This is a genomic window from Paeniglutamicibacter sulfureus (assembly GCF_030512175.1).
GTDB classification, from domain to species: Bacteria; Actinomycetota; Actinomycetes; order Actinomycetales; family Micrococcaceae; genus Paeniglutamicibacter; species Paeniglutamicibacter sulfureus.
Map to the genome: position 1 here is coordinate 912,952 of NZ_JAULBL010000002.1, position 22,095 is coordinate 935,046.

The 22,095-nt window shown below is 64.0% G+C and carries 23 protein-coding genes and 1 pseudogene; 20 read left to right on the plus strand and 4 right to left on the minus strand.

Translation table 11 applies throughout. The features are described from left to right. Positions 1 to 38: 38 nt before the first annotated feature. Complete coding sequence (locus tag Q2T94_RS10820; RefSeq protein ID WP_302264275.1) at positions 39 to 1,082, plus strand: LLM class flavin-dependent oxidoreductase; 1,044 nt, start codon at positions 39 to 41, stop codon at positions 1,080 to 1,082. A gap of 454 nt (positions 1,083 to 1,536) precedes the next feature. Here the strand turns inward: Q2T94_RS10820 and Q2T94_RS10825 are convergent, their stop codons facing one another. Together Q2T94_RS10825 and Q2T94_RS10830 are read right to left on the minus strand one after the other, a co-directional pair. Beyond that, entirely contained in the window at positions 1,537 to 2,433 is an 897-nt protein-coding gene (locus Q2T94_RS10825) for a hypothetical protein (protein ID WP_302264276.1), read from the minus strand. Positions 2,434 to 2,648: 215 nt separating this feature from the next. Continuing rightward, positions 2,649 to 3,194, minus strand: coding sequence for a YceI family protein (locus Q2T94_RS10830; RefSeq protein ID WP_264269638.1), 546 nt, complete (start codon positions 3,192 to 3,194; stop codon positions 2,649 to 2,651). Positions 3,195 to 3,683: 489 nt separating this feature from the next. Here Q2T94_RS10830 and Q2T94_RS10835 point away from each other — a divergent pair, with 489 nt between their 5' ends. The 3 genes from Q2T94_RS10835 to Q2T94_RS10845 all read left to right on the plus strand — a co-directional run bounded on the left by Q2T94_RS10835 (position 3,684) and on the right by Q2T94_RS10845 (position 5,681). Next, positions 3,684 to 3,959, plus strand: a complete 276-nt coding sequence (locus Q2T94_RS10835) for a hypothetical protein (RefSeq protein ID WP_302264277.1) — start codon at positions 3,684 to 3,686, stop codon at positions 3,957 to 3,959. Positions 3,960 to 4,124: 165 nt separating this feature from the next. Further along, positions 4,125 to 5,222 (plus strand): pyridoxal-phosphate-dependent aminotransferase family protein, encoded by a 1,098-nt coding sequence (locus Q2T94_RS10840; protein WP_302264278.1) that lies wholly within the window; start codon positions 4,125 to 4,127, stop codon positions 5,220 to 5,222. 186 nt (positions 5,223 to 5,408) lie between these two features. Beyond that, a complete protein-coding gene (locus Q2T94_RS10845; protein ID WP_302264280.1) occupies positions 5,409 to 5,681 on the plus strand; it encodes a hypothetical protein in 273 nt (90 codons plus the stop codon). Positions 5,682 to 5,751: 70 nt separating this feature from the next. Here the strand turns inward: Q2T94_RS10845 and Q2T94_RS10850 are convergent, their stop codons facing one another. After that, positions 5,752 to 7,041: a benzoate/H(+) symporter BenE family transporter gene (locus tag Q2T94_RS10850; protein WP_302264282.1), complete on the minus strand. Its 1,290-nt coding sequence runs from the start codon at positions 7,039 to 7,041 to the stop codon at positions 5,752 to 5,754. A gap of 168 nt (positions 7,042 to 7,209) precedes the next feature. On the opposite strand from Q2T94_RS10850, the gene Q2T94_RS10855 reads away from it, so the two are divergent. From Q2T94_RS10855 to Q2T94_RS10930, 16 genes and pseudogenes are all read left to right on the plus strand, one after another. After that, entirely contained in the window at positions 7,210 to 7,980 is a 771-nt protein-coding gene (locus Q2T94_RS10855) for an SDR family oxidoreductase (protein WP_302264283.1), read from the plus strand. A gap of 53 nt (positions 7,981 to 8,033) precedes the next feature. Beyond that, positions 8,034 to 8,951, plus strand: coding sequence for a helix-turn-helix transcriptional regulator (locus tag Q2T94_RS10860; RefSeq protein WP_302264285.1), 918 nt, complete (start codon positions 8,034 to 8,036; stop codon positions 8,949 to 8,951). A gap of 210 nt (positions 8,952 to 9,161) precedes the next feature. Then, entirely contained in the window at positions 9,162 to 9,512 is a 351-nt protein-coding gene (locus Q2T94_RS10865; protein WP_302264287.1) for an ArsR/SmtB family transcription factor, read from the plus strand. Further along, positions 9,509 to 10,006, plus strand: a pseudogene (locus Q2T94_RS10870) (SRPBCC family protein). The gene Q2T94_RS10865 and the pseudogene Q2T94_RS10870 overlap by 4 nt, the downstream one beginning before the upstream one ends. Positions 10,007 to 10,165: 159 nt before the next feature. After that, entirely contained in the window at positions 10,166 to 10,642 is a 477-nt protein-coding gene (locus Q2T94_RS10875; protein ID WP_302264288.1) for a DUF2975 domain-containing protein, read from the plus strand. Beyond that, on the plus strand, positions 10,642 to 10,878 hold the full coding sequence (locus Q2T94_RS10880) for a helix-turn-helix domain-containing protein (protein ID WP_302264289.1): 237 nt from the start codon (positions 10,642 to 10,644) through the stop codon (positions 10,876 to 10,878). Before Q2T94_RS10875 ends, Q2T94_RS10880 begins: the two co-directional genes overlap by 1 nt. Positions 10,879 to 10,982: 104 nt before the next feature. Continuing rightward, a complete protein-coding gene (locus tag Q2T94_RS10885; protein ID WP_302264291.1) occupies positions 10,983 to 12,173 on the plus strand; it encodes a LolA family protein in 1,191 nt (396 codons plus the stop codon). Continuing rightward, positions 12,170 to 13,141 carry an ABC transporter ATP-binding protein gene (locus Q2T94_RS10890; protein ID WP_302264292.1) on the plus strand — a complete coding sequence of 324 codons (972 nt, stop codon included), beginning with the start codon at positions 12,170 to 12,172 and terminating at the stop codon, positions 13,139 to 13,141. The genes Q2T94_RS10885 and Q2T94_RS10890 overlap by 4 nt, the downstream gene beginning before the upstream one ends. After that, the gene (locus Q2T94_RS10895; protein ID WP_302264294.1) at positions 13,131 to 13,946 is read left to right on the plus strand and encodes an ABC transporter permease; all 816 of its coding nucleotides are present in this window, start codon (positions 13,131 to 13,133) and stop codon (positions 13,944 to 13,946) included. The genes Q2T94_RS10890 and Q2T94_RS10895 overlap by 11 nt, the downstream gene beginning before the upstream one ends. A 38-nt stretch (positions 13,947 to 13,984) precedes the next feature. Further along, the gene (locus tag Q2T94_RS10900) at positions 13,985 to 14,920 is read left to right on the plus strand and encodes a hypothetical protein (RefSeq protein WP_302264295.1); all 936 of its coding nucleotides are present in this window, start codon (positions 13,985 to 13,987) and stop codon (positions 14,918 to 14,920) included. A gap of 333 nt (positions 14,921 to 15,253) precedes the next feature. Further along, entirely contained in the window at positions 15,254 to 15,979 is a 726-nt protein-coding gene (locus Q2T94_RS10905) for an excalibur calcium-binding domain-containing protein (RefSeq protein ID WP_302264297.1), read from the plus strand. An 88-nt stretch (positions 15,980 to 16,067) separates the two neighbouring features. After that, positions 16,068 to 16,913 carry an HNH endonuclease family protein gene (locus tag Q2T94_RS10910; RefSeq protein WP_302264298.1) on the plus strand — a complete coding sequence of 282 codons (846 nt, stop codon included), beginning with the start codon at positions 16,068 to 16,070 and terminating at the stop codon, positions 16,911 to 16,913. A 457-nt stretch (positions 16,914 to 17,370) separates the two neighbouring features. Further along, the gene (locus Q2T94_RS10915) at positions 17,371 to 18,333 is read left to right on the plus strand and encodes an iron-containing redox enzyme family protein (protein ID WP_377700297.1); all 963 of its coding nucleotides are present in this window, start codon (positions 17,371 to 17,373) and stop codon (positions 18,331 to 18,333) included. Further along, positions 18,330 to 18,773, plus strand: a complete 444-nt coding sequence (locus tag Q2T94_RS10920; protein ID WP_264269605.1) for a CDGSH iron-sulfur domain-containing protein — start codon at positions 18,330 to 18,332, stop codon at positions 18,771 to 18,773. Before Q2T94_RS10915 ends, Q2T94_RS10920 begins: the two co-directional genes overlap by 4 nt. A 204-nt stretch (positions 18,774 to 18,977) precedes the next feature. Continuing rightward, positions 18,978 to 20,060: a carboxylate-amine ligase gene (locus Q2T94_RS10925; protein ID WP_302264302.1), complete on the plus strand. Its 1,083-nt coding sequence runs from the start codon at positions 18,978 to 18,980 to the stop codon at positions 20,058 to 20,060. Between the two features lie 91 nt (positions 20,061 to 20,151). Beyond that, positions 20,152 to 20,319: a hypothetical protein gene (locus Q2T94_RS10930; RefSeq protein WP_302264304.1), complete on the plus strand. Its 168-nt coding sequence runs from the start codon at positions 20,152 to 20,154 to the stop codon at positions 20,317 to 20,319. A 205-nt stretch (positions 20,320 to 20,524) separates the two neighbouring features. Here the strand turns inward: Q2T94_RS10930 and Q2T94_RS10935 are convergent, their stop codons facing one another. Then, entirely contained in the window at positions 20,525 to 22,078 is a 1,554-nt protein-coding gene (locus Q2T94_RS10935) for a GMC family oxidoreductase (RefSeq protein ID WP_302264306.1), read from the minus strand. Positions 22,079 to 22,095: the final 17 nt, after the last annotated feature.

The following is a 22,095-nucleotide window of genomic DNA, read 5'->3' on the forward strand; positions in this document are numbered from 1 at the left end:
ACCGCCACACGCTTACCCAACGAATGAGGATTGACCACATGGAAATCGGTGCCTACAGCTTCGGCGACACCCAGCGCAATGTCGACGGATCACTGCGATCAACCGGAGAATCCATCCAAAACCTGTTCGCGGCGATCAAGCACGCGGATGAGGCAGGCCTGGACTACTTCGGCGTGGGTGAACACCACACCACCAGCATGCCTGCGTCCTCGCCCGGCACCCTGATCGCCGCCGCGGCGGCCGCCACGGACCGGATCAAACTGGGAAGTGCAGCGAGCATCATCAGCACCGACGACCCTGTGCGCGTCTTCCAGCAATTCGCCACGGCCGATGCCATCTCCGGGGGAGGGCGCATCGAAATCACCGCCGGACGCGGCTCCTCCGTGGAGACGTTCCCGCTCTTTGGCTACGACCTGGGCGAGTATGACGAGCTCTACGCCGAAAAACTGGACCTGCTCATGGCGATCAACAACGCCGACACCCAGAACGTCACCTGGTCCGGCACGAAGCGACCGGCGATTGCGGACCTGGCAGTGGTGCCTCGTCCGCTCGGTGGCAGGCTCCCGGTATGGGTGGCCACCGGCGGCAATGCAAGTTCCTCCGCCCGGGCCGGGCAAATGGGCCTGCCGGTGTCCTACGGCATCATTGGCGGGGAGCCACACCGCTTCGCCCCGCTGGCCGAGCTGTACCGGCGCGCCGGGGCCCAGGCCGGGCATTCGGAGGACTCGCTCAAGGTCTCGGTGGCGGCGCTGGGTCTGGTGGCCCCGACCAAGAAGGAAGCGCTCGAGCGCTTCTACCCGGGTTGGTACAACCTCAACGTGGAAATGGGTGAACTGCGTGGCTGGCCGGCGCCGGACAAGCGCGCCTACGACGCGCAGGCCGAGGCCCCGGGCGCCTACTACGTTGGTTCGCCTGACGAGGTGGCCGAGCGCATCGTCCATCTGCATGGCTACATGGGACATATGCGCCACTTCCTCCAAATGGATATCGGAGGCCTCCCGCAGGAACACCTGCTGGAGTCGATCACGTTGCTGGCCACCGAGGTTAAGCCGCGCGTGCAGCGACTGCTGGCCCAAAAGTAGCTTCACAGCAACCTGTCCAGGCGTGGTTTCACGGTTGGGACCCAGCTGGGTGGACCCAGTCAGGTCGACCCAAGTGAGGGTAGAGCCGGGGAACCACTCTTTGTTTGGATAAGTCCTGTGGTTGTGAACCAAACGGGTATATCGGCTTTGAAAGCGTGGGGTGGAATTTTGGGGGAAAGCCGAACTGCTGATGGTGAAGCGGTTCTTCCCGACGCCTTCAAGCGTTTGCATACTTGTTGGGTTCCGTACCACCTGCGTTTTTGGCGGGGGGATCGGGGCGCATCGAACACTTCGGCACCAGTACTCTGGGCCGGACCTTTCAGGGTAGGACCTGGGCGGATGTCGATGCGGACCGTTGCCGATAACGACCAATGTCGCAGCTGGAGTGGGGGCGCCGGGCTGCTTGGGGCAGCCGGCCTCCGCTCCTAAATCTCCCGGTCGGGCAAATCCGAACCTACGGCTTTCGCCTCTGACCCATTGCGGTCTCCGCTGCTTGTTCGATGGTAAGCCCATCGCCGGGATCGACCAGTGCCAGAAAGAGCGAAAGTGCTGCGGTTCCCAGCAGCGAAGTCCGCTTCTCATGATCGAGCAGTCGTTCTCCCACCCCGGAAATCAAGCGCAGCCCAAGACCCTCCGCCATGGCCTGCAGCAAGATGTTGAAGTCTTCCATGGTCACGCCTGGCCTGAACGTGAGCCCATAGTGTTCAAATACATTCGTGTAGAGCGTGATCCACACCTGTGAAAGATTCGTATACATGCGAGCCAGGGCTTGCGCGGATGCGGTATCCGCCTGTGCCGTGGCCACTGCCAAAAGTTGGAACCGGAAGGCCGGCAGCTCCAGCACGAGCTTGAGGTCTTCATAGGCGACTCGATGGACCGCACTGGGGAAATTATCATCCGAGGTCAGAAGGTCCTTGGCGTGTTGCGAGAGCGCGACCTGAAGGCTCCAGTGCTTGTCGGCCAGGGCATAGGAAACGAAGTCGGCCAGAAAATCTCCGTGCGTGCTCCAACGGTGGCGCATCATGTTCTCACTGAGGGGGTAGTCGTCGCCGCAATTCTGCCTGGCCTTGGCCAGGACTTTGCGGCGGGACAGATACGACATGACCGGACGAGCGTCCTCCTCGTCGGTATCAAGCAGCTGTTCGGAGAGCGCCGGGCTGAACAGTTCGGTGGTGAGGTCCAACGCAGCATCAAGAAAGGCTCGGGTCTCGCGGCCGTTGGCCAGGCGTTTGCGGGTCATCGCGGTCCGGCCGGAAATGTTCGTGACGATCTTGGATTCGTAGAGATCCTGATTGGAACCCGGGTGTACCTCGGCGAGTGGATGCAGCTCGTCCTTCTTTGGTGTCACCATTAGTTGCGTCCCCTATGCGAGTTTAGTGAAATGCAGATCCCCCGTTTCCAAGGTACCGTACTGCTCCCGTGTAGAGGAGGGCTGGTGAGGTGCGCATTCAGCGCGGGCGGGCTTAATGCGCAGGCGAATCGCAGGCAAGACCCGGATGCCGTTATTAACGAGCTCGGGGTGCCGTCCACCATGGTGGACAGCACCCCGACTGGGGCCGAAAGGGCCTAGTTCTGTCCCGCGAGCACGAATGCGGAGTCGATGTTGATGGTGACCTTGTCGCCAACCAGTACGCCCCCGGCTTCGAGGGCAGCATTCCAGGTAATACCGAATTCCTTGCGGGAGATCTGGGTGGTGGCCGAGAATCCGGCGCGGGTGGCACCGAACGGATCAACCGCAACGCCGCCAAATTCAACCTTGAAGGTCACAGGCTTGGTGGTGTCCTTGATCGTCAATTCACCCAGGAGCTCGAACTCTTCCGGGGAGCCTGCAACGCCGGTGGACACGAAGGTCATTTCCGGGAACTGCTCAACGTTGAAGAAATCCGCACCCTTGACGTGGGCATCGCGGTTGTTGTCGTTCGAGTCGAAGGACTCGGTCTTGACGATGGCCTCGACCTTCGAGGAGGAAACCGATTCGCCTACGGTCAGGGTGCCGGTGACATCGGTGAATGCGCCGCGGACCTTGGAGATGCCCGCGTGGCGGACGGTGAAGCCAACTTCGCTGTGCGAGGTGTCGAGGGTCCAGGTGCCGGGGGTGATTTCAATGCTCATGGGAGAACTCCTTCGTGTTGGAAGCCGGTCGGGTCAACCGGTTTGCATGCTTATGCATATAAATATGCCACAACTATGTTGACGTGTCAACCACTTTTATTTGAGCTGCAACACTTCTTAACCTGCCATCGTTTTCCCCCGGCTTTGCGGAGTTGCCATTAATGCCGGATGAACATTTGGTGGGGGCAATGACTGCGGCCGGCGGGTGCGTGACGGCGGAAGGCAGGTCGGCGGGCCGGGGCCCCCGCCAGGACTCCGTGAAGCGACGCCCGAATAGCGCGGGATTTTCCTCGGTGGCCACGGCCGATTCGACCTCCCGCCCCAGGCTTTCGTATCGCGGACATGGCACTCGCCCATGTTGCGCGGAGTTTCGCGCCTGAGTTTCGCGATTCTGCTTCGCCCTCATATGGAGGCTAGGCTGGCCATGAGAAGAAAGTGGTGATACGCGTCACGAAGATGTGGGGGCGGAGACCAAATGGAAGGCAGGATATGAACGACGTTATCGCAGAGGCACTGAACGTACTCAGTAATACGGATCCCGAAGACGCGACCCCAGAGGCCCGCGGACGCCGGGCACATGCCCGGGTCCTGGCCATGATCGAGGTGGCACGTGAGAGCAGCAAGAGTCGTAGGGAACAGCGGATCGCGAACTTGTTGCTCTTGGCGCAGCTGGACAAGAAGGACTCATCCGAGGCATTGCGGGAAGCCCGTCGGTTGATGTCGCTTGACGACGTTTCGACAGACAGGGCACTAAAGGCAGCGTAATTGCGGGGACTTGGGTGCGTTTTCCCTGCGGCACTGGTGCCTGAGCAGAAGCGGAGCATCATGAACTCGCCTCCGTGCCGGGTGCCGGACATGACTTCATGAAACTGCGCGAGGAATAGGCTGGCTCTGCGCACGCCAGAGTTTGCCATGAGAAAGAGAGACCACATGACACATATCGTTCCGGTTCGCCACCTCTTCGGCCCCGGCCCATGCAACCCGTACCCCGAAGCCACCGCCGCACTTGGACTGCCGCTGCTGGGTCATCTTGATCCGTTGTTCATTGCCCGGATGGATCGCACGGCCGAGGGGCTGCGCACCCTGTGGGGAACCAAGAACACGCGCACGCTGCCATTGAGCGCGACCGGTTCGGCAGGCATGGAAGCCGCCTTCGTCAACACGGTGAAAGCCGGGGACGTGGCGGTTGTCGCCGTCAACGGCCTCTTTGGCGAACGCATGTGCGAGGTCGCCTCGCGCGCCGGGGCCGAAGTGGTGCGCGTGGACCATGAATACGGAACACCGGTCGACGCCCAGCGCGTGGCCGATGCGCACCCGAACCCCACGGTCATTGCCGCAGTGCACGCCGAAACCAGCACCGGCGTCGTTTCGGACATCGCGGCACTCGGCGCCATCAAAAAGGACGCGTTGCTGATCGTTGATGCCGTCACTTCGATCGGCGGCATGCCGGTGCTCGCCGATGAATGGGGGATCGATGTCGGTTACGCCGGAACGCAAAAGTGCATCGGTGTGGCCCCGGGTCTCGCACCGTTCACGATCTCTGACCGTGCCTTCGATCGCCGCGTTGAAAAGCCGCAATCCTGGTACCTGGATCTTGGCCTGCTTGGCGGATACGCCACGGGGGGCTCCGGAGGGGGACGCACCTACCACCACACCGCGCCGGTGGGAATGGTGGCATCGCTGGAAGCGGGCATCGACCGCATCCTGGCCGAAGGGCTGGACGCTGTCACCGTGCGCCACCAGGCTGCCGGAAAAGCGCTGCAGGACGGCCTGGAGGAAATGGGCCTGAAGCTGTTCGCCGCAGAAGGACACCGCCTGCCCCAGCTGACCACGGTGTACGTTCCCGAGGGAGTGGATTCGGCCAAGGTCCGCGCTTACCTGCTGGAACGCTTCAACATCGAGATCGGCGGGGGTGTGGGCAAGTATGCCAGCACCGTGTGGCGCATCGGGCTGATGGGCCCAAACGCGAACCCGACCTCGGTTGCGCTGATTCTCTCGGCGCTGAAGGAAGCCATCGCCAAGGCCTGACGACCCCTCGCGAAGCCGGTCAAGACCGGCGGAACCGCCCGCTCCGCCGACGCGGGGCGGGCCGTCCTGTCTCCGGCAACCGTCAGGCCCGCCCTGCGCCTTCGAGGATTCGGCCGCGCCCGGCGCGCATGGGAGTAACGTCGCGCCGTCATGGTTCCAAGGCGGCGGGCAACTTCGTGTCTAAAAATGACACCCCGTGCTTGCCTGAAGACGCTTCGCGACGGCCCGCAGCGTCCCGCGGTATCGAACCCGGCGGCTCGCTGTGGTCCCGCCGCGTCGCCCCGCGCTGGGGCTGGCAGAACTCTGGCCTTCTTCGCCATCATCCTGCTGAACCTGCCGGCGTTGGTCGGCGAGAGCAGCTATGGGCCGTTCTCCTTCGGCGTCCTGGTTCTACTGGATGCGGCTCTGGCGGCGAGTCCCGCTGTTGCCCTGCGTCGACGAACCGTCGTTCTGGACTGAACCGCCCCCTCCCGGTCAGCGCCGTTTCATGCGCGGCTGGTGGAAGCAGGCACCGCGGCGACGGGCCGGCTCACGGGACCTGCGCGGAGGCGGCATGGTCTGGCCGCTCCAACAGTCGGGACACGGCGTAACCGATGACGATGCCCCAGAACGCTGCGTGGATGTTGAAGAGGTCCAGGCCAGAGATCGTGACGACGAAGGTCACCAGTGCACCGAGGGTGAACTTTGTGGAGAACGCGCTGACGAAGGCCTGCTGGAGGGCCTTGAGCATGGCAATGCCGCCCAGGGCCAGGACGAAGGCCTCCGGGGTGGCGAGCATGTAGCGGGTCAGGGTCGGGGCCAGCAGTGCACAGACAAGTGACAACAGGCCGTAAACCACGGCGCCGGTGTACTGCCGGTGCTTTTCCCCCGAAGAAGTCAGCAGGGCGTTGGTTGGACCGGTCACGCAGGCGGAGACGGCGCCGAACCCGGCGTTGAGCAAGGAGAAGGCGCCGGAGGCGATGGCGAAGGCATTGACCGGCGGGCGGTGGCCGGCCGCACGCAGCACGACCACGCCTTGACCGTTCTGGACGATCAGCACGGTGATTGCCAGCGGCACCACCAGTTCAAGTTGCGAGGCCCAGGTGAAAACAGGTGCGGTGAACACCGGGGTGGCGAAGATCGGTCCCGCCGCGGAGTCCAGGGCAAACTGCCCGCTGGCCGCCACCGCGATGATGCCGACCACCAGGGTGCCCAACACCGGCGGGAGGTACCTGCCCAGGACGGGCACTGCGGACAGGACGAGGAACGCGAGCACCATAGGCCCGGCCACCACCGGGTTGGCCTGGGAAGAAGCGACGATGTCGGTGCCGAAGCGCAGGAACACCGCCGCCACCATGGCCATGACGATGGGCATGGGAATGGCAGCCATGATCCGCCGCACCAGGCCGGTGGACCCGAGCGCCAGGATGAGCAGGCCGGAGACGAAGAAGGTCCCCACCACTTCCGGGAACGAAAGATGCGCCAGGGACGGGCCCAACAGCACGGTTCCGGGGATTGACCAGGCGAATCCGAGTGGCTGGCTATAGAGCATGGACATCACCAGCGTTGCCAGGCCCGCGGAGAGGAAGATGCCAAAGACCCAGGATGCCAATTCGACCTGGCTCAGGCCACCGGCGGCACCCACGGCAAGGGTTACCGCGATGGGCCCGGACGCGGAGAAAACCAGCCCGATCACCCCGTTGCTCGCATAGTGCGGGGCGATGTCGCGCAGGAAATCGCGCACCCCGGCGGGCTTGAGCGCCGGGCGTTCGAACAACGGTGAACGGCCGGGAGCCATGGCGGGGTCCAATGTGCTCTTCTCGGGGATCGGGCTGGGCATGGTTGCTCCTGGCTTGACGATGATGATGCTCCTACAAGTCCATCACGCCTGCCGGCACATGGGGGGCCACGGTCGGGGCCCACTTTATCCGGGGTATGGCATACCCCGGATAAAGTGGGCCCGGCTGGAGCCCCTGGCCTGGGGCCGGGGGCTGGTGAAATGGAACCCATGAACACCATAGCGAATCAGTCCACCAAGTTCAGCGGCCGCCGTGCCGTCGTCACCGGCGCGAGCTCCGGCATCGGTGCAGCCACCGCCCGCCATCTGGTGGCCGCAGGGTTCTCGGTGCTGGCCGTAGCCCGCCGCCGGGACCGCCTCGAGGCCCTGGCGGCGGAGATCGGCTGCGATGTGTTGGCCGCCGACATTACTTCCGATGACGACGTGGCGCGCATCGTGGAAGCCGCCGGAGATGTCCAGGTGCTGGTCAACAACGCCGGCGGTGCGCGCGGCACCGAGACCGTCGCCGACGCGGACCTGGAAAAGTGGTCCTGGATGTACGAGGTCAACGTGCTGGGCACCCTCAGGCTGACCAAGGCACTGCTTCCGGCACTGCGGGCGTCGGGACGCGGCGACATCGTGGTCGTTTCCTCGGTGGCGGGCCAGGACACCTATGAGGGCGGGGGCGGTTACGCCGCCGCGAAACACGCGGAGCGGGTCATCGCCCGGACTCTGCGGCTGGAACTGAACGGCGAACCGATCCGGGTCATCGAGATCGTGCCGGGATTGGTGCACACCGAGGAGTTTTCCCTGCGCCGTCTCGGCGGGAACCAGTCGGCAGCCGATGCCGTATATGCCGGGGTCTCCGAGCCGCTCTCGGCCGACGATGTCGCCGAATGCATCGCCTGGACCCTGAATCGACCCCACCACGTGAACATCGATGAACTGGTCGTCAAGCCGCTGGCCCAAGCGGCAATCCACAAGTTGCACCGCACGCCGTAATGCCCCGCATCCCTGGAAGTGGGATCATGGACAGTGGCGAAAGGAGCCCGGAGATGACAGCTGGCACCGAGCTCGGTGAGTTCCTCAAGGTCCGCCGCGCCCTGGTCTCACCTGCTGGTGACGGAGGTCCGAGACGACGCGTACCGGGACTGCGGCGGGAGGAAGTCGCCGCGCTGGCCAAGGTCAGCACCGACTACTACACCCGCCTGGAACAAGGGCGGCACAAGCGTCCGTCCGAGGCCGTGTTGGATGCCTTGGCCCATGCCCTGCAGCTCGATGACCTGGCAACCCGCCACCTGTTCGACCTTGCCCGTGCCGTGGCCTCCCCGCGCCGTACCGAGCCGCAGAGCGCCGTCCAGCACGTGCGCCCTTCCCTGCATCTGCTGCTGGCCTCCTTCACCGAGCACCCGGCATTCATCCGCGGGCGACGCACCGAAGTGCTGGCCATGAACCCGTTGGCCGCCTTTCTGCTGGCGAACTTTCCCGCAAAGCCGGTACGCCAGCGCAGCCTCATCCGTTGGACCTTCCTGGAGGAGGAAGCAAGAACCCGCTACGTGGACTGGGAGAAGACAGCCTCCTCGATGGTGGGTACGTTGCGTCTGGATGCCGGCCGCCACCCGGACGATCCGCTCCTGGCCCAGCTCGTGGGGGAACTGGCGGTGAACAGTGCCGAGTTCCGCACATGGTGGGCCGACCATCGCGTGGTCGAGCGCCGTGACGGGATCAAGCGGCTCAACCACCCCTTGGTGGGCCGCCTCGACATCCGTTACGAGGCCCTGACGGTCACCGGGGAGCCGGACCAGACGATGTTCATCTACACCACGGATCCCGGTTCCGAATCAGAATCCAAGCTGCGCACCCTCGCCAGCTGGGTATACGGCGACACGACGGCACGAGACCTTATCGAAACAACCGCGGAACACCCGGGCTTGCAAGATCCCCAGCCGAAAGACGATCCGGGCGCACGCTGATTGTCGGTGGCGGACGATTCGGTGCATTCGGTTGGCGCACCCGCGATGCAAAGCCCCGAACGTCGCGGAGTGGATGCCGGACGGCAACGTCGAAGCTGACTGGTCGTTAAACCCATGTCGACGCGAGTCGCCAGCCCCAAGCCCGCGCAGCCCAAATTGTCCCCAACAACCCCTTGTGCCGGACCTCGCGGCGCGCTAATGTACAACCAAATGGTTGTACATCTATTGAGTGAACTCGAGATCGACCGCATCTTCCAGGCCATGGCAGATGCAACCCGGCGCGACATCATCAAGCAGGCGATGCTTCGGGAACAGTCGGTCTCCGATTTGGCGAAGCGCTATGAGATGAGCTTCGCAGCCGTGCAAAAGCACGTGGCGGTGCTCGAGAAAGCATCGCTGATCACCAAGGAGCGACGCGGAAGGGAGCAGATTGTGCATGGGAACCTGGAATCCTTGCGCCGTGCCGCCGGGCTGCTGGAAGCCTACGAGGGCATTTGGCGGCAACGCGTCGGCATGATCGGAGACATTCTCTCCGGCGAACATGAAGGAGTAAGACCATGAGCGTCATCAGCGTTCAAACCGACCCGGAAAACCTCACCCTCACGCTCGTTGCCGAATTCGAGGCAAGGAAGGAACGCGTCTGGCAGGTCTGGGAAGATCCCCGGCAGCTCGAGCGGTGGTGGGGCCCGCCGACGTGGCCCGCAACCTTCGTTCGGCACGAGTTTTCCGAGGGTGGGGAATGCAGGTACTACATGACTGGCCCGGACGGGGAAAAGGCCCGTGGCTGGTGGAAGATCTTGTCGGTGGATGCGCCGAACGGCTTTGAATTCCAGGACGGATTCGCCGGGGACGACGGGGAGCCAAGCGGCTTTCTCGGCACCACGCGTTGCGTGGTCAGCCTGGAGGAATAAGACGGGAAAACCAGGATGACCTCGGTGTCCTCATTTGAAAGCGCCGAGCAGCTCGAGGAAATGACCAAGATGGGCATGGACGAGGGTATGCGCGAGGCAGCGGGACAGATCGACGCGATTCTTGCCGAGACTCCTGTCAGATAGCCGTTTCCGCGGGGAATTGCATGGGGATAGAGGGGGCGGGCCGCTTTGGTTCGCCCTCTTTTTCGTGCCCAATGAGATCCTCTGCGCGCTGTATCAGGATTGCTCTACTTATCGTTTAACGATAGATTCGAGTCGTTACTCGATATTAGGAGCCCCTCAATGGGAAAAATTACTGTCCTCGCGTTGCGCATTGTCCTTGCGCTGGGTCTTGCCGGATCGTTGTTCGTGCAGGCGGTGATGGTCCCGCTGCTGGCCATCGACCTGAATGAGGCTGGCCCCGACGTCATTGCCGTGCGGACCCCCATGATCGTGATCGTGTTGCTGGGTATCGTCACCGTCCAGGTTTCCATGGTCTGCGTGTGGCGGTTGTTGAGCATGGTGCGCAGGGGAACGGTATTCTCCCGCGGTGCCTTCCGCTACGTGGACATCGTGATTGGTGCCGTCGCCGCGGCAGCCTTGCTCACCTTCGCCATGGCCGTGGTGCTGGCGCCCGGCGAGGCAGTCGCCCCGGGAATAGTCCTTTTGCTCTGCGGCGGGGCACTGTTGGTCGGCGGGGTGGCGCTCATCGTCATTGTGCTGCGCATGCTGCTGGCCCAGGCTCTGGGAATGCGTGCCGAACTCGACGAGGTTATTTGATGCCGATCATCGTGGATATCGACATCATGCTGGCCAGGCGCAAGATGCAGGTTGGAGTTCTCGCCGAACGCATCGGCATCACGCCGGCCAACCTGGCCGTTCTCAAGAACGGACGGGCCAAGGCAGTTCGCTTCGCGACGCTCGAGGCATTGTGCGACGTGCTCGAATGCCAACCCGGGGACCTGCTGCGGTGGGAACCCGGACCGTCGGCCGATGCCGGTGCCTCGGAAGCCTGACTGTTCCTGCCGGCCTTCCGGGAGCCCTCCTTGCTTGGCATCGCCAACGCCGCCGCACCGGCGTACGGTGGAGATACCAAGTCGCTTGATGGGGATTGATGGCCGTGAAACCCGCTGTACTCAAAAAATGGATACCCGCCGCGCTGGCGCCCGCCGTCATTGCCGCCTTCGCGATGGGAGCCTCGATCTCCGCGAACGCGCAGGTGCAGCTCGAACCCAAGACCCCGCAACAGGTCCTGCAGATGATCGCGGGATCCCACGTCACCGACTTCTCCGGAACCGCCCGCATGACGCTCGACCTGGGGATCCCGCAGCTGCCGGATGCGGGAAGCACTGGCATGGCGCAGCCGGGCCCCTCGGAGGCAGGGGTCGACTCTCCTTCCTCGGATGATCCCGAGTCCGCCGGCGCCGACATGCTGGGGATGCTCTCGGCGCTATCGGGAACCCACGAGGCAAGGGTGTACGTGGACGGACCGGACAAGGCGCGGATCCAGGTCATGGAAGAGATGAAAGAGCAGAACATCATCCGAAATGGTTCCTCGCTGTGGCACTACGACTCCGCCGAGAACACCGCCGTTCATGTGCAGCTTCCCGAATCCCACCGCCAGGCCGGTCCGCCACGACACACGATGCAGCCGCCAACTCCCGAGGTGGTCGCTGACCGCTTCCTCGATGCGATGGGGGCAAACACCGACATCAGCGTGCAGGCGGACACTCGCGTGGCCGGCCGGGACGCCTACACCCTTGAATTGGACCCGCGCAGCGAGAACTCGCTGATAGCAAAGGTGAGCATCGGCGTCGACGCCGCCACCGGGGCACCACTGGAGGTCGTCGTGGATGCGGTCGGGCAGGAAGATCCGGCCATGGCCGTTGGATTCACCACGTTCACCCCGGAGACACCTGCGGCAGATCTCTTCGAATTCACGCCACCGCCGGGGGCAGAGGTGAGTGAACGGGAAATCCCGAAGGATCACCTTGGCCGCAAAAACCCCGAGCGGTTCCCGGACCACAAACCCGGTGCCAAGGATGAAACCGTCGAACCAGATTCCAAGGACCTTGCCGATCCCCCCGGCGCGATCAACGGCACCGGCTGGGACACCGTCATGGTGGTTCCCGCCGGCCAGGTCCCCGAGGACCTGGCTGCGAACGAACTGCTGAACCAGCTGGCCACCCCGGTCGAAGGCGGAAAACTGCTCCACACCTCGCTGCTCAATGTCTTGGTCACCGATGACGGGCGCATGGTCTTCGGCGCCGTGACGGTGGCCAGGCTACAGGCCGCGGCCAACGACCAGTGACCGCGGTGCCGGAACCCGGGGACCTGGCCATCCGCACGACGGGGTTGGGCAAGAGCTTTGGAAAACGCCGTGCGGTCAATGACCTGGACCTTGCCGTGCCGCGCGGTTCGATCTTCGGATTCCTGGGACCGAACGGCTCGGGCAAGACCACCACCATTCGGATGCTGTTGGGCCTGGCAACCCCCGATGCCGGCAGCATCTCGCTACTCGCCGAACCCATGCCCGCCGCAGCAGCCCGGGTACTGCCCCGGGTGGGTTCCCTGATCGAAGGTCCCGCGTTCTACCCGTTCCTTTCCGGTCGGGCCAACCTCGTTCGCCTGGATTCCGCTGACCGCACCTCCAACGCGTCCACCCGCCATCGCCGCGTGGACGCAGCCCTGGATAAGGTCGGGTTGGGCAAGGCCGCGCGGCTGGCAGTGCACGCCTATTCGCTGGGCATGAAGCAGCGCCTGGGAATTGCCCATGCGCTGATGGCCGAACGCGAGCTGCTGGTGCTCGACGAACCAACCAACGGGCTGGACCCGCAGGGAACCCGCGAGGTCAGACACCTGATCCGGGTGCTCGCCACTGAGGGGACCACGGTCTTTGTCTCCAGCCACCTGCTCAGTGAGATCGAACAGACGTGCAGCCACGTGGCGGTGATGAGCAACGGAAACCTGGTGGCCCAGGGCACGCTGGAGGAATTGCGGGCCGATGGGAGGCCCATGGTCTCCCTGCGCACCCCGGACACCGGCGTTGCCCTGGCGGTGCTGGAACGGCTGGGCCTCGACGCGCGTGTCGACCCGGTGCCCGCCGGCGACGACGGGATCCTTGATGCGGTGCTCGGCTCCGAAGCGCCCGAGCCCGAAAGACTGGTGGAGGAACTCGTCGCCGCAGGCGTGCGCGTGCGGGGCTTCACAGTTCAGGCGGCCAGCCTCGAAGAGAGATTCGTGGCACTGACGGGGGAGGGGTTCGACCTTGTCCAGTAGCGGCTTGCTGGCCAACGACGTGGCGCTGCTTTTTCGGCGCCGCCGCACCTGGGCGATGCTCCTGGCGCTGGGCGCGGTGCCGGTGCTCATTGCCGTCGCGGTGCGCCTGACGTCGGGTCCGCCCAGCGGGCGGGGGCCGGCGTTCCTTGACCGCGTGGCGGGAAACGGCTTGTTTGTCGCAATCACCGGTCTGCTGGTGTGCATCCCGCTGTTCCTGCCGCTGACGGTCGCCGTGGTTTCCGGGGACACCATCGCCGGCGAGGCAGGGACCGGGACGCTGCGCTACCTGCTCACCGCACCTGCCTCCCGCCCGCGCCTGCTGCTGGTCAAGTTCATCGTGGCGGCGCTCTTCTGCCTGGCCGCGGCGGCCATGGTGGCGGTATGCGGACTGGGCATCGGGGCGCTGCTGTTCCCCACCGGGCCGGTGACGCTGCTGTCGGGAACCACCATTTCCGCACCCGCGGCAGTGTTGCGGGTGGGCTTGGTGGCGCTTTACGTGGCGGTGTCGCTGCTGGGGCTCACCATGCTGGGCCTGTTCATCTCCACGCTCACCGACGTCCCCGTTGGCGCCATGGCCGCCATCGCCGTACTGGCCGTGACCGCGCAGATCCTTGGCCAGCTACCGCAACTGGATTGGCTGCATCCATGGCTGTTCACCCATCATTGGCTGGGCTTCGCCGATCTGCTGCGAGACCCCATCCGCTGGAGCGAATTCGGGCAGAACGCGCTGTTGCAGGGAGGGTACCTGCTGGTGTTCGGCGCCCTGGCCTATGGCCGGTTCGCCAGCAAGGATGTTCTCTCCTGACCCTGGAACCATGCCCCGCGGAGGACAACAATGGGGGAATGGACACTGTGGCTTGGTTGCTCGACTCCGACCCCTCGCTCCGCTGGCAGGTGCTGCGCGATCTGCTCGACGCCCCCGAAACCGAGGTGGCCAAGGAACGATCCCGTGTAACCGTTGAGGGTTTCGGGGCCCAGCTGCTGGCGCTGCAGGATGCCCGCGGATACTGGAACAACGACGAATACGGGGAGGACCAGAGCCGGAAGTCCGTGTTCTGGTCGCTGGCGCTGCTGCGCCGGCTCGGTGCCGACCCGAAGGATCCGCCCGTGCGCGCGGCGGTGGGCAGGGTGCGCGATTCGGTGACCTGGAAGTACTGGGAGAACCTGCCCTACTTCCATGGAGAGGTCGAACCCTGCATCAATGGCGGTGTCCTTTCCCAAGGTGCCTACTTCGGACAGCTCGGCGAGGGCAGCGAGCGGATCATCTCGCGGCTGTTCACCGAACAACTGCCCGACGGCGGCTGGAACTGCGAGGCCCCCGATTCATCCAAGGTCTCGTCCTTCGACACCACCCTCGGCGTACTCGAGGGACTGCTCGAACTCGAGCGCGCCGTGGGGGAGGCACCGGCGGCGCTCGCCGACGCCCGGTCCCGCGGCGAGGAATACCTGCTGAAGCGCTCGGGGTTCAAGCGGCTGAGCACCGGGGAAGTGGCCGAAGGCCGCTACCTGAATTTCTCCTTCCCGCCGTATTGGTTTTACGACGTGCTGCGTTCCTTGGACTACTTCCGGGCGGCGCGAAGCTCGTTTGATCCGCGGTTGGACCCGGCGGTTGAGGCGCTGATCGACAAACGCCGTGGGGACGGCCGCTGGTCTTCCGGGGTTACCTGGCCCGGAGAGACTTATCTGGACGTCGATGCAGCGGAGGGTGAGCCGAGCCACTGGAACACCCTGCGCGCGCTGCGGGTGCTGCGCTGGGCCGGGGTGGAGTCGGAGGCCTGACTTCGCGGAGGACCCGACCCCCTTACGATCCGACATGGAATGCGTTGCGTGCCGGACGGCTCGACCCGCGGGGTCACATTCGATTTCCGCATGTGCGCATACTTCGCTGTCATCCCGAGTTTTCATGTTCCCCGTTGCCATGCAACTAAGTAAGAAATGACTAGTCGTCGCGGTTTTGGCTATGGTTTGATCCGTTGATCGAAATATTTGAAGACTTGGGGAATTATGGGCACGGACAAGGGTTTCTTTTGCATGCGGCGGCGCGTCATGGGTTTGGACGGGCAGTCGAGTGGGGTCGCGGCGCGTGATGCCCGGGACGGCAACGGTAAACGAATGTCGAGGGGCATCGTTGGAAAGAGCATCGCCGGTGTCGTGCTTGCCCTGACGCTGGTCGGTTGCTCGATGGCCACGGCCGACCCCGGAAACGGGGATACGCTGCTCGAGGAAGCCGCGGTGGCCGAGACCCTTCCGGCTGATCTCGCGAGCCACGTCGGCCAGTCCTGCGAATTCGATTATCAGGTCATGACCCAGGGCGCCGCGAACAACTACTGCGACGCGGATTCAACGGGTGCGCTGGTCTGGGTCGACCAGGATGCCCACGATCGGGCCGAGGCCGATCTGGCATCGGCCCGCGAAGCCGAGGCCCAGAAGGTTGCCGAAGCGAAGAAGAAAGCGAACGAAGCCGCTGCAGCCACAGCGAAGGCAGCAGCCGACGCCAAGAAGAAGAAAGCGGCAGCCGCTGAAAAGGCAGCCGCCGAGACCAAGAAGAAGGCAGCGGCGGCGAAGGCGGAGGCAACGGCCAAGGCAAAAGCCACCCGGAAGGCAGCGGATGCGCAAGCGGCCAAGGTCCGTGAACAAGAAGCGAAATCCGCCCGTGCCGCAGAAAAGGCTCGCGAGAAGAAAGAGTCTGCCAAGCCCAAGGCGCCAAAGGTCACCGCCAACACCTACTACAAGAACTGCACAGCGGTAAGAAACGCCGGAGCAGACCCGATCTACAAGGGCGATCCCGGCTACAGCAGAAAACTTGATAGGGACGGCGACGGTGTCGCCTGTGAGTGACGGCGATCGTGCGGGCTCGGGTGGAGTTCGGGCGCGGAAGAGAACCAATCCCGGAAAGAGCCTAGGCACTGCAGGGCCACTATCTGCCATGGTGCTTGTTCTCGGACTGGTCCTGACATCCTGCGCTGGTTCCGACGCTTCGGCCGTTGCAGCTCCGGTCATCTGGTCGGAAGCTCCTGTCGGTGAACCCCTGGTGGTTTGGTCGGAGGCTCCGGCTCCAACAGCTTCCGAACACGTGCCCGAACCCGAGGTGGCGGCAAGGCCCGCTCCGACCGTACCGTCGAATTCAGCCGCAGCCAGCTCGAAGGCGGCTTCCGCGCCCTCGAGCACCGAAAACGCCTCGAAGGCCAAGGCGGGCACAACGCTGCATCAGCTTGCCGGCATCCCCATCAAGGGCAGGGCTCCAAAGACGGGCTACGAACGTAGCCTCTTCGGTAGCGGCTGGAAGGACCCGGACCGAAACGGCTGCGATGCCCGCAACGACACGCTGCGTCGGGACCTGACCGGCATCGCGGCGAAGCCCGGAACCAACGGCTGCGTCGTCACCAGCGGAGTGCTCTCCGATCCGTTCACCGGAAAACGCATCGATTTTGTGCGCGGCCAAGGGACCAGCACCAAGGTCCAGATCGACCACGTCGTCGCGCTGTCCGACGCCTGGCAAAAGGGTGCGCAAAAGATGACCGAGGAACAGCGAGTTAAATTTGTCAACGATCCGCTGAACCTCCTGGCCGTGGACGGTCCATCGAATGCTTCCAAGGGCGATTCCGATGCTTCCAGTTGGCTGCCATCGAACAAGTCGTTCCGCTGCTCCTACGTGGCACGCCAGACCGCGGTCAAGGCGAAACATGGACTGTGGATGACCAAGGCCGAACATGCCGGCATCAAGCGGATCATCACCAGCCAGTGTCCTCAGCAGCAGGTTCCCGAGGGTTAGCGGACAGGAGGCATCACTCGGTTCGCGTGATCGCCGACTCACTGCGAGAGCCCTCGCCACGGTGTGAATGGCAAGTGTCTGACCGTCGCACGGTGCAGGGTCGAACCATCGCACGGAAGAACACTTCAAGGGCGTTCTGCGAATGCTCGGCGAGGCGGGCGGGTGTTCCTTGGTGATCCGGCGGAACGGATGGCCGCCCTCTTGATTCCCGTCCGGCACCAAACCTGATTGTCCGCTATCAGCTGAGGCGAGTGTCAAAATTCTTGTCGTTCCAGTGAAGGCAACTTACGGTAATTTCAAGATCAATTTCGGATTCCAGGAAGCTCCATGACGACACATGGGTGTTCTTGGAGCCGCCCCCGGGGTTCCCCTTCACGAACGGAGCATCATGCGAGACCTCCCTACTGGACGTGGGCCGCTCAGTTCCGCACTTATCGCGGCTCTGGTGCGCAATGACATGCCAGATGACCTGGACCAACTCGGGGAAACGGCAGCAGAAGCCTTCCGCGTCGATACAGATATCCTCTTCAACGAGGATCTGCAGCTCACCTTGTTTGTCCTCTATGAACTCCACTACTCGGGCTTCGACTCCATCGACGATGGCTGGGAATGGCATCCGCCGCTGTTGGCCCTGCGCAAACGGCTCGAGGAGCGGTTCGAGAACCGCTTGAACGACACCATAGGAGAACTTCCGCAACCGGCCCCGACCGCGCAATCAGTGGCCGAGGCACTCTTCGACATGACCAAAGCAGCGACCGGGCCATCGGTATCCTCCTTTGTTGCGCGCAATGCGACCCTGGAACAGGCCCGTGAATTCCTGGTCCACAAGTCCATTTACCAGTTGAAGGAAGCCGATCCCCACACCTGGGCGATTCCGCGACTCACCGGCCGTGCCAAATCGGCGCTGGTGGAGATCCAAGCCGACGAATACGGCGGTGGGGTTCCCGGCCAAACGCACGCCGAACTATTTGCCCGGACCATGCAGGGGCTGGGGCTCGAGAACGACTTCGGGAGCTACATCGATGCCATCCCTGCCATCACCCTGGCTTCAGTGAATGTCATTTCACTCTTCGGCCTGCACCGCAGGCACCGGGGCGCTGCCTGCGGCCACTTGGCGATCTACGAGATGACCTCATCCATACCGAATGCGAAGTATGCCCGGGGATTCCGACGACTCGGATTTAGCTCGCCGGTCACTGACTATTTCGATGAACACGTGGAGGCCGACGCCGTTCATGAACAAATTGCCGGACGGGACCTTGCCGGCGGACTCATTGAGGCAGACCCCCGATTGATGAACGACGTGTTCTTCGGTGCTGCGACTGTCATCCTGCTCGACACGCTGGCCGGCCAATGGCAGATGAACGCCTGGCAATCCGACCGCAGCTCGTTGCGCGCCGAACTCCGGGCTGCAGCATGAGCAACTCCGGGCCCGCCAGCATCACCGTTTGTCCCCGTGGTCCGCTGATCGTCAGGGGCAGCTTCGACATCGTGGACGGCGACAACCAGCCGGTCGATCCGAGGCGCGGAACCGTGGCGCTTTGCCGGTGCGGCGGGTCGAAGATCAAGCCGTTTTGCGACGGCACCCATAAATTGCTTCGTTTTGATGAGCCGCAGTTGCAGAACGCCAATGAGGACGACAATCCTCCCCTGAATTTTTCCCACAAAAATACAAAGGAGAAGAACACCATGAATGAATCCCAGGAATCCACCACGGACGCTGCCGAGAAGAAAGAGCAGGCCAAGCGGGAGGACCACGTATCGGACCCTGCGCTGTCCACCGAGACGGGCCATGACTGGACGGACGAGGGCGGGGCCATCAAGAGCGGCCCGGCGACCAGTAACGACAACAGCGAGTAGGGCTTCGGCTCCGAGTCGTTGCTTCGTGGTCCCTGTCGTCGAAAGACGTCAGGGACCACGTTGGGAGTTGGCACCCTTCCCCGGGAGGGTAGATGTTGGCATTCACCTGCCGATGCGAATGGAGTGAAATTCCAAGTCGCCACGGACGATCCCCTTGTCCACGCATTATTGCCTCGTCTTAGCATCTCTAACGGAAGGATCCCCATGAGCACCTTCGGCATCGAGGAAGAGTTCTTCCTGCTTCACCCGGAAACCGGTTTGCCTGCCGACCCGGATGCTGCCACGTCGGCCATCATCATGGGCATCAAGGCAGGGGGGAATTCCACTCAGACCGAACTCTTGGCCTGCCAGGTAGAGACCGCCACGCCGATCTGCAGTGACGGAACCACTGCGCTGGCGTCGCTGCGCGAGTACCGCAAGGAACTCGCTCGCACCGTTCAGGGCCTGAATCTACTGCCCGTGGGTCTGGGTGCGGCACCGTTGGTTCGCGCCGGCGCCGCCGCTATCGCCTACGATGACCGTTACCGCGCAATGCACGAGTTTCTGCCCGGAATCAGTGGGGAGCAGTATGTCTCGGGGCTTCACGTCCATGTCTCGATACCTGACGCGGATGCCGGGGTGGTGGCCTTGAATGCCCTGCGGCCTTGGTTGCCGCTGGTGCTGGCGATTGGTTCGAATTCCCCGTTTTGGCGCGGTGCGGATTCAGGGTTCGCTTCATGGCGCAGCATCCACTACCGCCGGTGGTCGATACAGGGCATCCAGCCGCATTTTGCCGACGCACGGGAATATCGGACCCGGATGGACACGCTTCTGGCATCCGACGTCGTATTGGACCAGGGCCATATTGGCTGGGCCGCGCGCCTATCGAACCGGTATCCCACCATCGAGGTCAGGATCGCGGACGCCCAGCTACGCGCCGAGGACTCGGTGTTGCTGGCGCTCATTGTGCGCGCACTGGTAGACACCAGCCTGCGTGCCCCGGCCGCGACCGAACCGCTGTTGCCCGAAGTCCTGGACCTCGCCTTCTGGCAAGCAGCCAAGCACGGCTTAACGGGGAACCAGGTGGATCCTGTCACCGGGCGGGCAATCAGCACCAAGCAGCTACTGGTTGCGTTGCTGCAGCTCATCGGCGAGGCCCTGGCCGTGAACGGCGACACTGATTTCGTCCAGACGGGTCTGGAACGACTGGCCAGGGACGGAAACGGCGCCCAACGCCAGCGCGCCAGCCTCCGCCGCGGAGGTCTCGGACAGGTCATCAGTGATGCCGGCGAGGAGCTGACGGCCTGAGCCCTCGGCCGCCGCTCAACGACTGTTGCCAAGAACCGGAAGCAGTGCCACGGTTGAGGTATCCACACCCTTTTTTCGCGGGAGGCAGGCCATGGGCAACAACCATCACGAGGACGAGCGCTACAAGAAGTTTTACGACCGCCCGCCGCACGGCGAGGTGCCCAAGGACCCACGGGTCAAGGAAGCCAGGGAAGGTGGATCCGAGCCGGTCGAGGACGGCTCGGTGCCCGTCCAGGATCCCGGCCCGCCCCGGGACTAGCCGGATCCCGGGCACTGGGCCAAGGCTGCGGCGCTTCACTGTGGTGTTGGTCAGGCGAACCACTCGACATTGACGCAAGCAAGAATCGTCCCGGCACCCAGTATCGGGGTGCCGGGACGATTCGTCTGGAAGTTTGAAGCTGTCGGCCCTCGTTCACCTGGGCAAAGTCCCTACGGTGCGGCGGGCCGACGATTCCAAGGGTCCGCTAGCCGGCGACAGCTTCCCTGGCCACGGGGGCGCGCTCGGAGATAAGCATCGCCGCGGCACGCTCGCCGATCATCACCGAGGGTGCATTGGTATTGCCGGTGGGCACCAGCGGCATGATCGAGGCATCGGCAATGCGCAAACCCTCCAGGCCGTGGACCTTCAGCGATGCGGGGTCCACGACGGCCAGTTCGTCCACGCCCATCTTGCAGGTGCCGACCTGGTGGTGATAGGTGACCACCGAGTCGCGCACATACTGTTCCAGGTCCTCGTCGTTGATCCCCGGGCCCGGGTGGATCTCCGTCGGTTCCCATCCTGCCAGCGACTGGCTCCGCCCGATCTCCCGGCATTGGCGCACCGAGGCCACCAGCGCATCGACATCCGCCTGTTCGCGCAGGGCGCCGAGGTCGATCAAGAGCGGGTCGTCCTCGCCGGGGCCGGAGAGCGTGAGTTCGCCGCGGCTTTGCGGGCGGACCAGGCCACCGAGCATGGAGAAGCCGTTTTCCGGTCCGGTCATCTCCCCGGGGGCGTAGTCCTGTGAGTACATCGGCACGGAGAAGAACAGCGGCTGGGTGTCCGCCACGGGAAGGCCGGGCCGGCTCTTGGCGAAGAAGTGGACCTCGGCCGGGGCAACAGCCCCCTGGGGCACCGGACGGGTCCCGGTGGTGAGGATGACGGGGGAGAGCAGATGGTCCTGCAGGTTCTTGCCCACACCGGGCAGGTCGTGCACCGGTTCGATGCCGAGGGCGCGCAGTTCGTCGGCCGGGCCGATGCCCGAGCGCAGCAGGATCTCCGGGGAATTCAGCGCACCTGCGGCCAGCACGGTCTCGGTGGCGCGCAGGGACTTGCGCTCGCCCTCGTGGTCGAACTCCAGGCCCGCCACGCGCCCGTCCTCGACGACCAGCCGGCGCACGTGCGCGCCGGTGAGCAGCGTGAGGTTCGGGTTCTCCGCCACGGGCTTGAGGTACGCGTGCCAGGTGTTGAACCGCTTTCCATCGCGCACCGTGAGCTGCATGCGCGAGACGCCCTCGACGTCCCCGGAATTGTAGTCATCATTCAACGGGATGCCGGTCTCCACGGCACCAGCGAGCATGTCTTCCTGGATCGGGTTGCGCTCGAAGTCCCCCACGACGTCCAGCGGTCCGGAGTCCCCGCGGGTTTCCGAGGCTCCGCCGTCAAAGTTCTCGATGGCTTGGTAGACGGGCAGGACATCGTCCCAGCCCCAGCCGGCGCAGCCTTCCTTCTCCCAGGTGTCGTAGTCCCACCTGTCCCCGCGCACCCAGATGGCGGCGTTCAGGGCGTGGGACCCGCCCATGACCTTGCCGCGCGGAAGGTGCAGGCGCCGATTGGAGGCACCTTTCTGCTCGGTGGTGTAGTAGTCCCAGTCCTGCTCGCTGTGCCACAGGTGGCCCAGGGTGTTGAGCGTGGCGATGTTCGGGTTGGTGTCGAAATCGCCGGCCTCGAGCAGGGCTACGCGCTTGCCGGCATCGAGCAGCCGGCGGGCGATGACGTTGCCGGCCGAGCCGGCGCCGACGATGATGTAGTCGAGTTCCATGGTGGTATCTTCCGTCC

Bases quoted from the DNA above. Each gene is read 5' to 3' on its own strand.
- Q2T94_RS10820 (WP_302264275.1), top strand. From the start codon at position 39: ATGGAAATCGGTGCCTACAGCTTCGGCGACACCCAGCGCAATGTCGAC.
- Q2T94_RS10825 (WP_302264276.1), bottom strand. From the start codon at position 2,433: ATGGTGACACCAAAGAAGGACGAGCTGCATCCACTCGCCGAGGTACAC.
- Q2T94_RS10830 (WP_264269638.1), bottom strand. From the start codon at position 3,194: ATGAGCATTGAAATCACCCCCGGCACCTGGACCCTCGACACCTCGCAC.
- Q2T94_RS10835 (WP_302264277.1), top strand. From the start codon at position 3,684: ATGAACGACGTTATCGCAGAGGCACTGAACGTACTCAGTAATACGGAT.
- Q2T94_RS10840 (WP_302264278.1), top strand. From the start codon at position 4,125: ATGACACATATCGTTCCGGTTCGCCACCTCTTCGGCCCCGGCCCATGC.
- Q2T94_RS10845 (WP_302264280.1), top strand. From the start codon at position 5,409: ATGACACCCCGTGCTTGCCTGAAGACGCTTCGCGACGGCCCGCAGCGT.
- Q2T94_RS10850 (WP_302264282.1), bottom strand. From the start codon at position 7,041: ATGCCCAGCCCGATCCCCGAGAAGAGCACATTGGACCCCGCCATGGCT.
- Q2T94_RS10855 (WP_302264283.1), top strand. From the start codon at position 7,210: ATGAACACCATAGCGAATCAGTCCACCAAGTTCAGCGGCCGCCGTGCC.
- Q2T94_RS10860 (WP_302264285.1), top strand. From the start codon at position 8,034: ATGACAGCTGGCACCGAGCTCGGTGAGTTCCTCAAGGTCCGCCGCGCC.
- Q2T94_RS10865 (WP_302264287.1), top strand. From the start codon at position 9,162: ATGGTTGTACATCTATTGAGTGAACTCGAGATCGACCGCATCTTCCAG.
- Q2T94_RS10875 (WP_302264288.1), top strand. From the start codon at position 10,166: ATGGGAAAAATTACTGTCCTCGCGTTGCGCATTGTCCTTGCGCTGGGT.
- Q2T94_RS10880 (WP_302264289.1), top strand. From the start codon at position 10,642: ATGCCGATCATCGTGGATATCGACATCATGCTGGCCAGGCGCAAGATG.
- Q2T94_RS10900 (WP_302264295.1), top strand. From the start codon at position 13,985: ATGGACACTGTGGCTTGGTTGCTCGACTCCGACCCCTCGCTCCGCTGG.
- Q2T94_RS10905 (WP_302264297.1), top strand. From the start codon at position 15,254: ATGTCGAGGGGCATCGTTGGAAAGAGCATCGCCGGTGTCGTGCTTGCC.
- Q2T94_RS10910 (WP_302264298.1), top strand. From the start codon at position 16,068: ATGGTGCTTGTTCTCGGACTGGTCCTGACATCCTGCGCTGGTTCCGAC.
- Q2T94_RS10915 (WP_377700297.1), top strand. From the start codon at position 17,371: ATGCCAGATGACCTGGACCAACTCGGGGAAACGGCAGCAGAAGCCTTC.
- Q2T94_RS10920 (WP_264269605.1), top strand. From the start codon at position 18,330: ATGAGCAACTCCGGGCCCGCCAGCATCACCGTTTGTCCCCGTGGTCCG.
- Q2T94_RS10925 (WP_302264302.1), top strand. From the start codon at position 18,978: ATGAGCACCTTCGGCATCGAGGAAGAGTTCTTCCTGCTTCACCCGGAA.
- Q2T94_RS10930 (WP_302264304.1), top strand. From the start codon at position 20,152: ATGGGCAACAACCATCACGAGGACGAGCGCTACAAGAAGTTTTACGAC.
- Q2T94_RS10935 (WP_302264306.1), bottom strand. From the start codon at position 22,078: ATGGAACTCGACTACATCATCGTCGGCGCCGGCTCGGCCGGCAACGTC.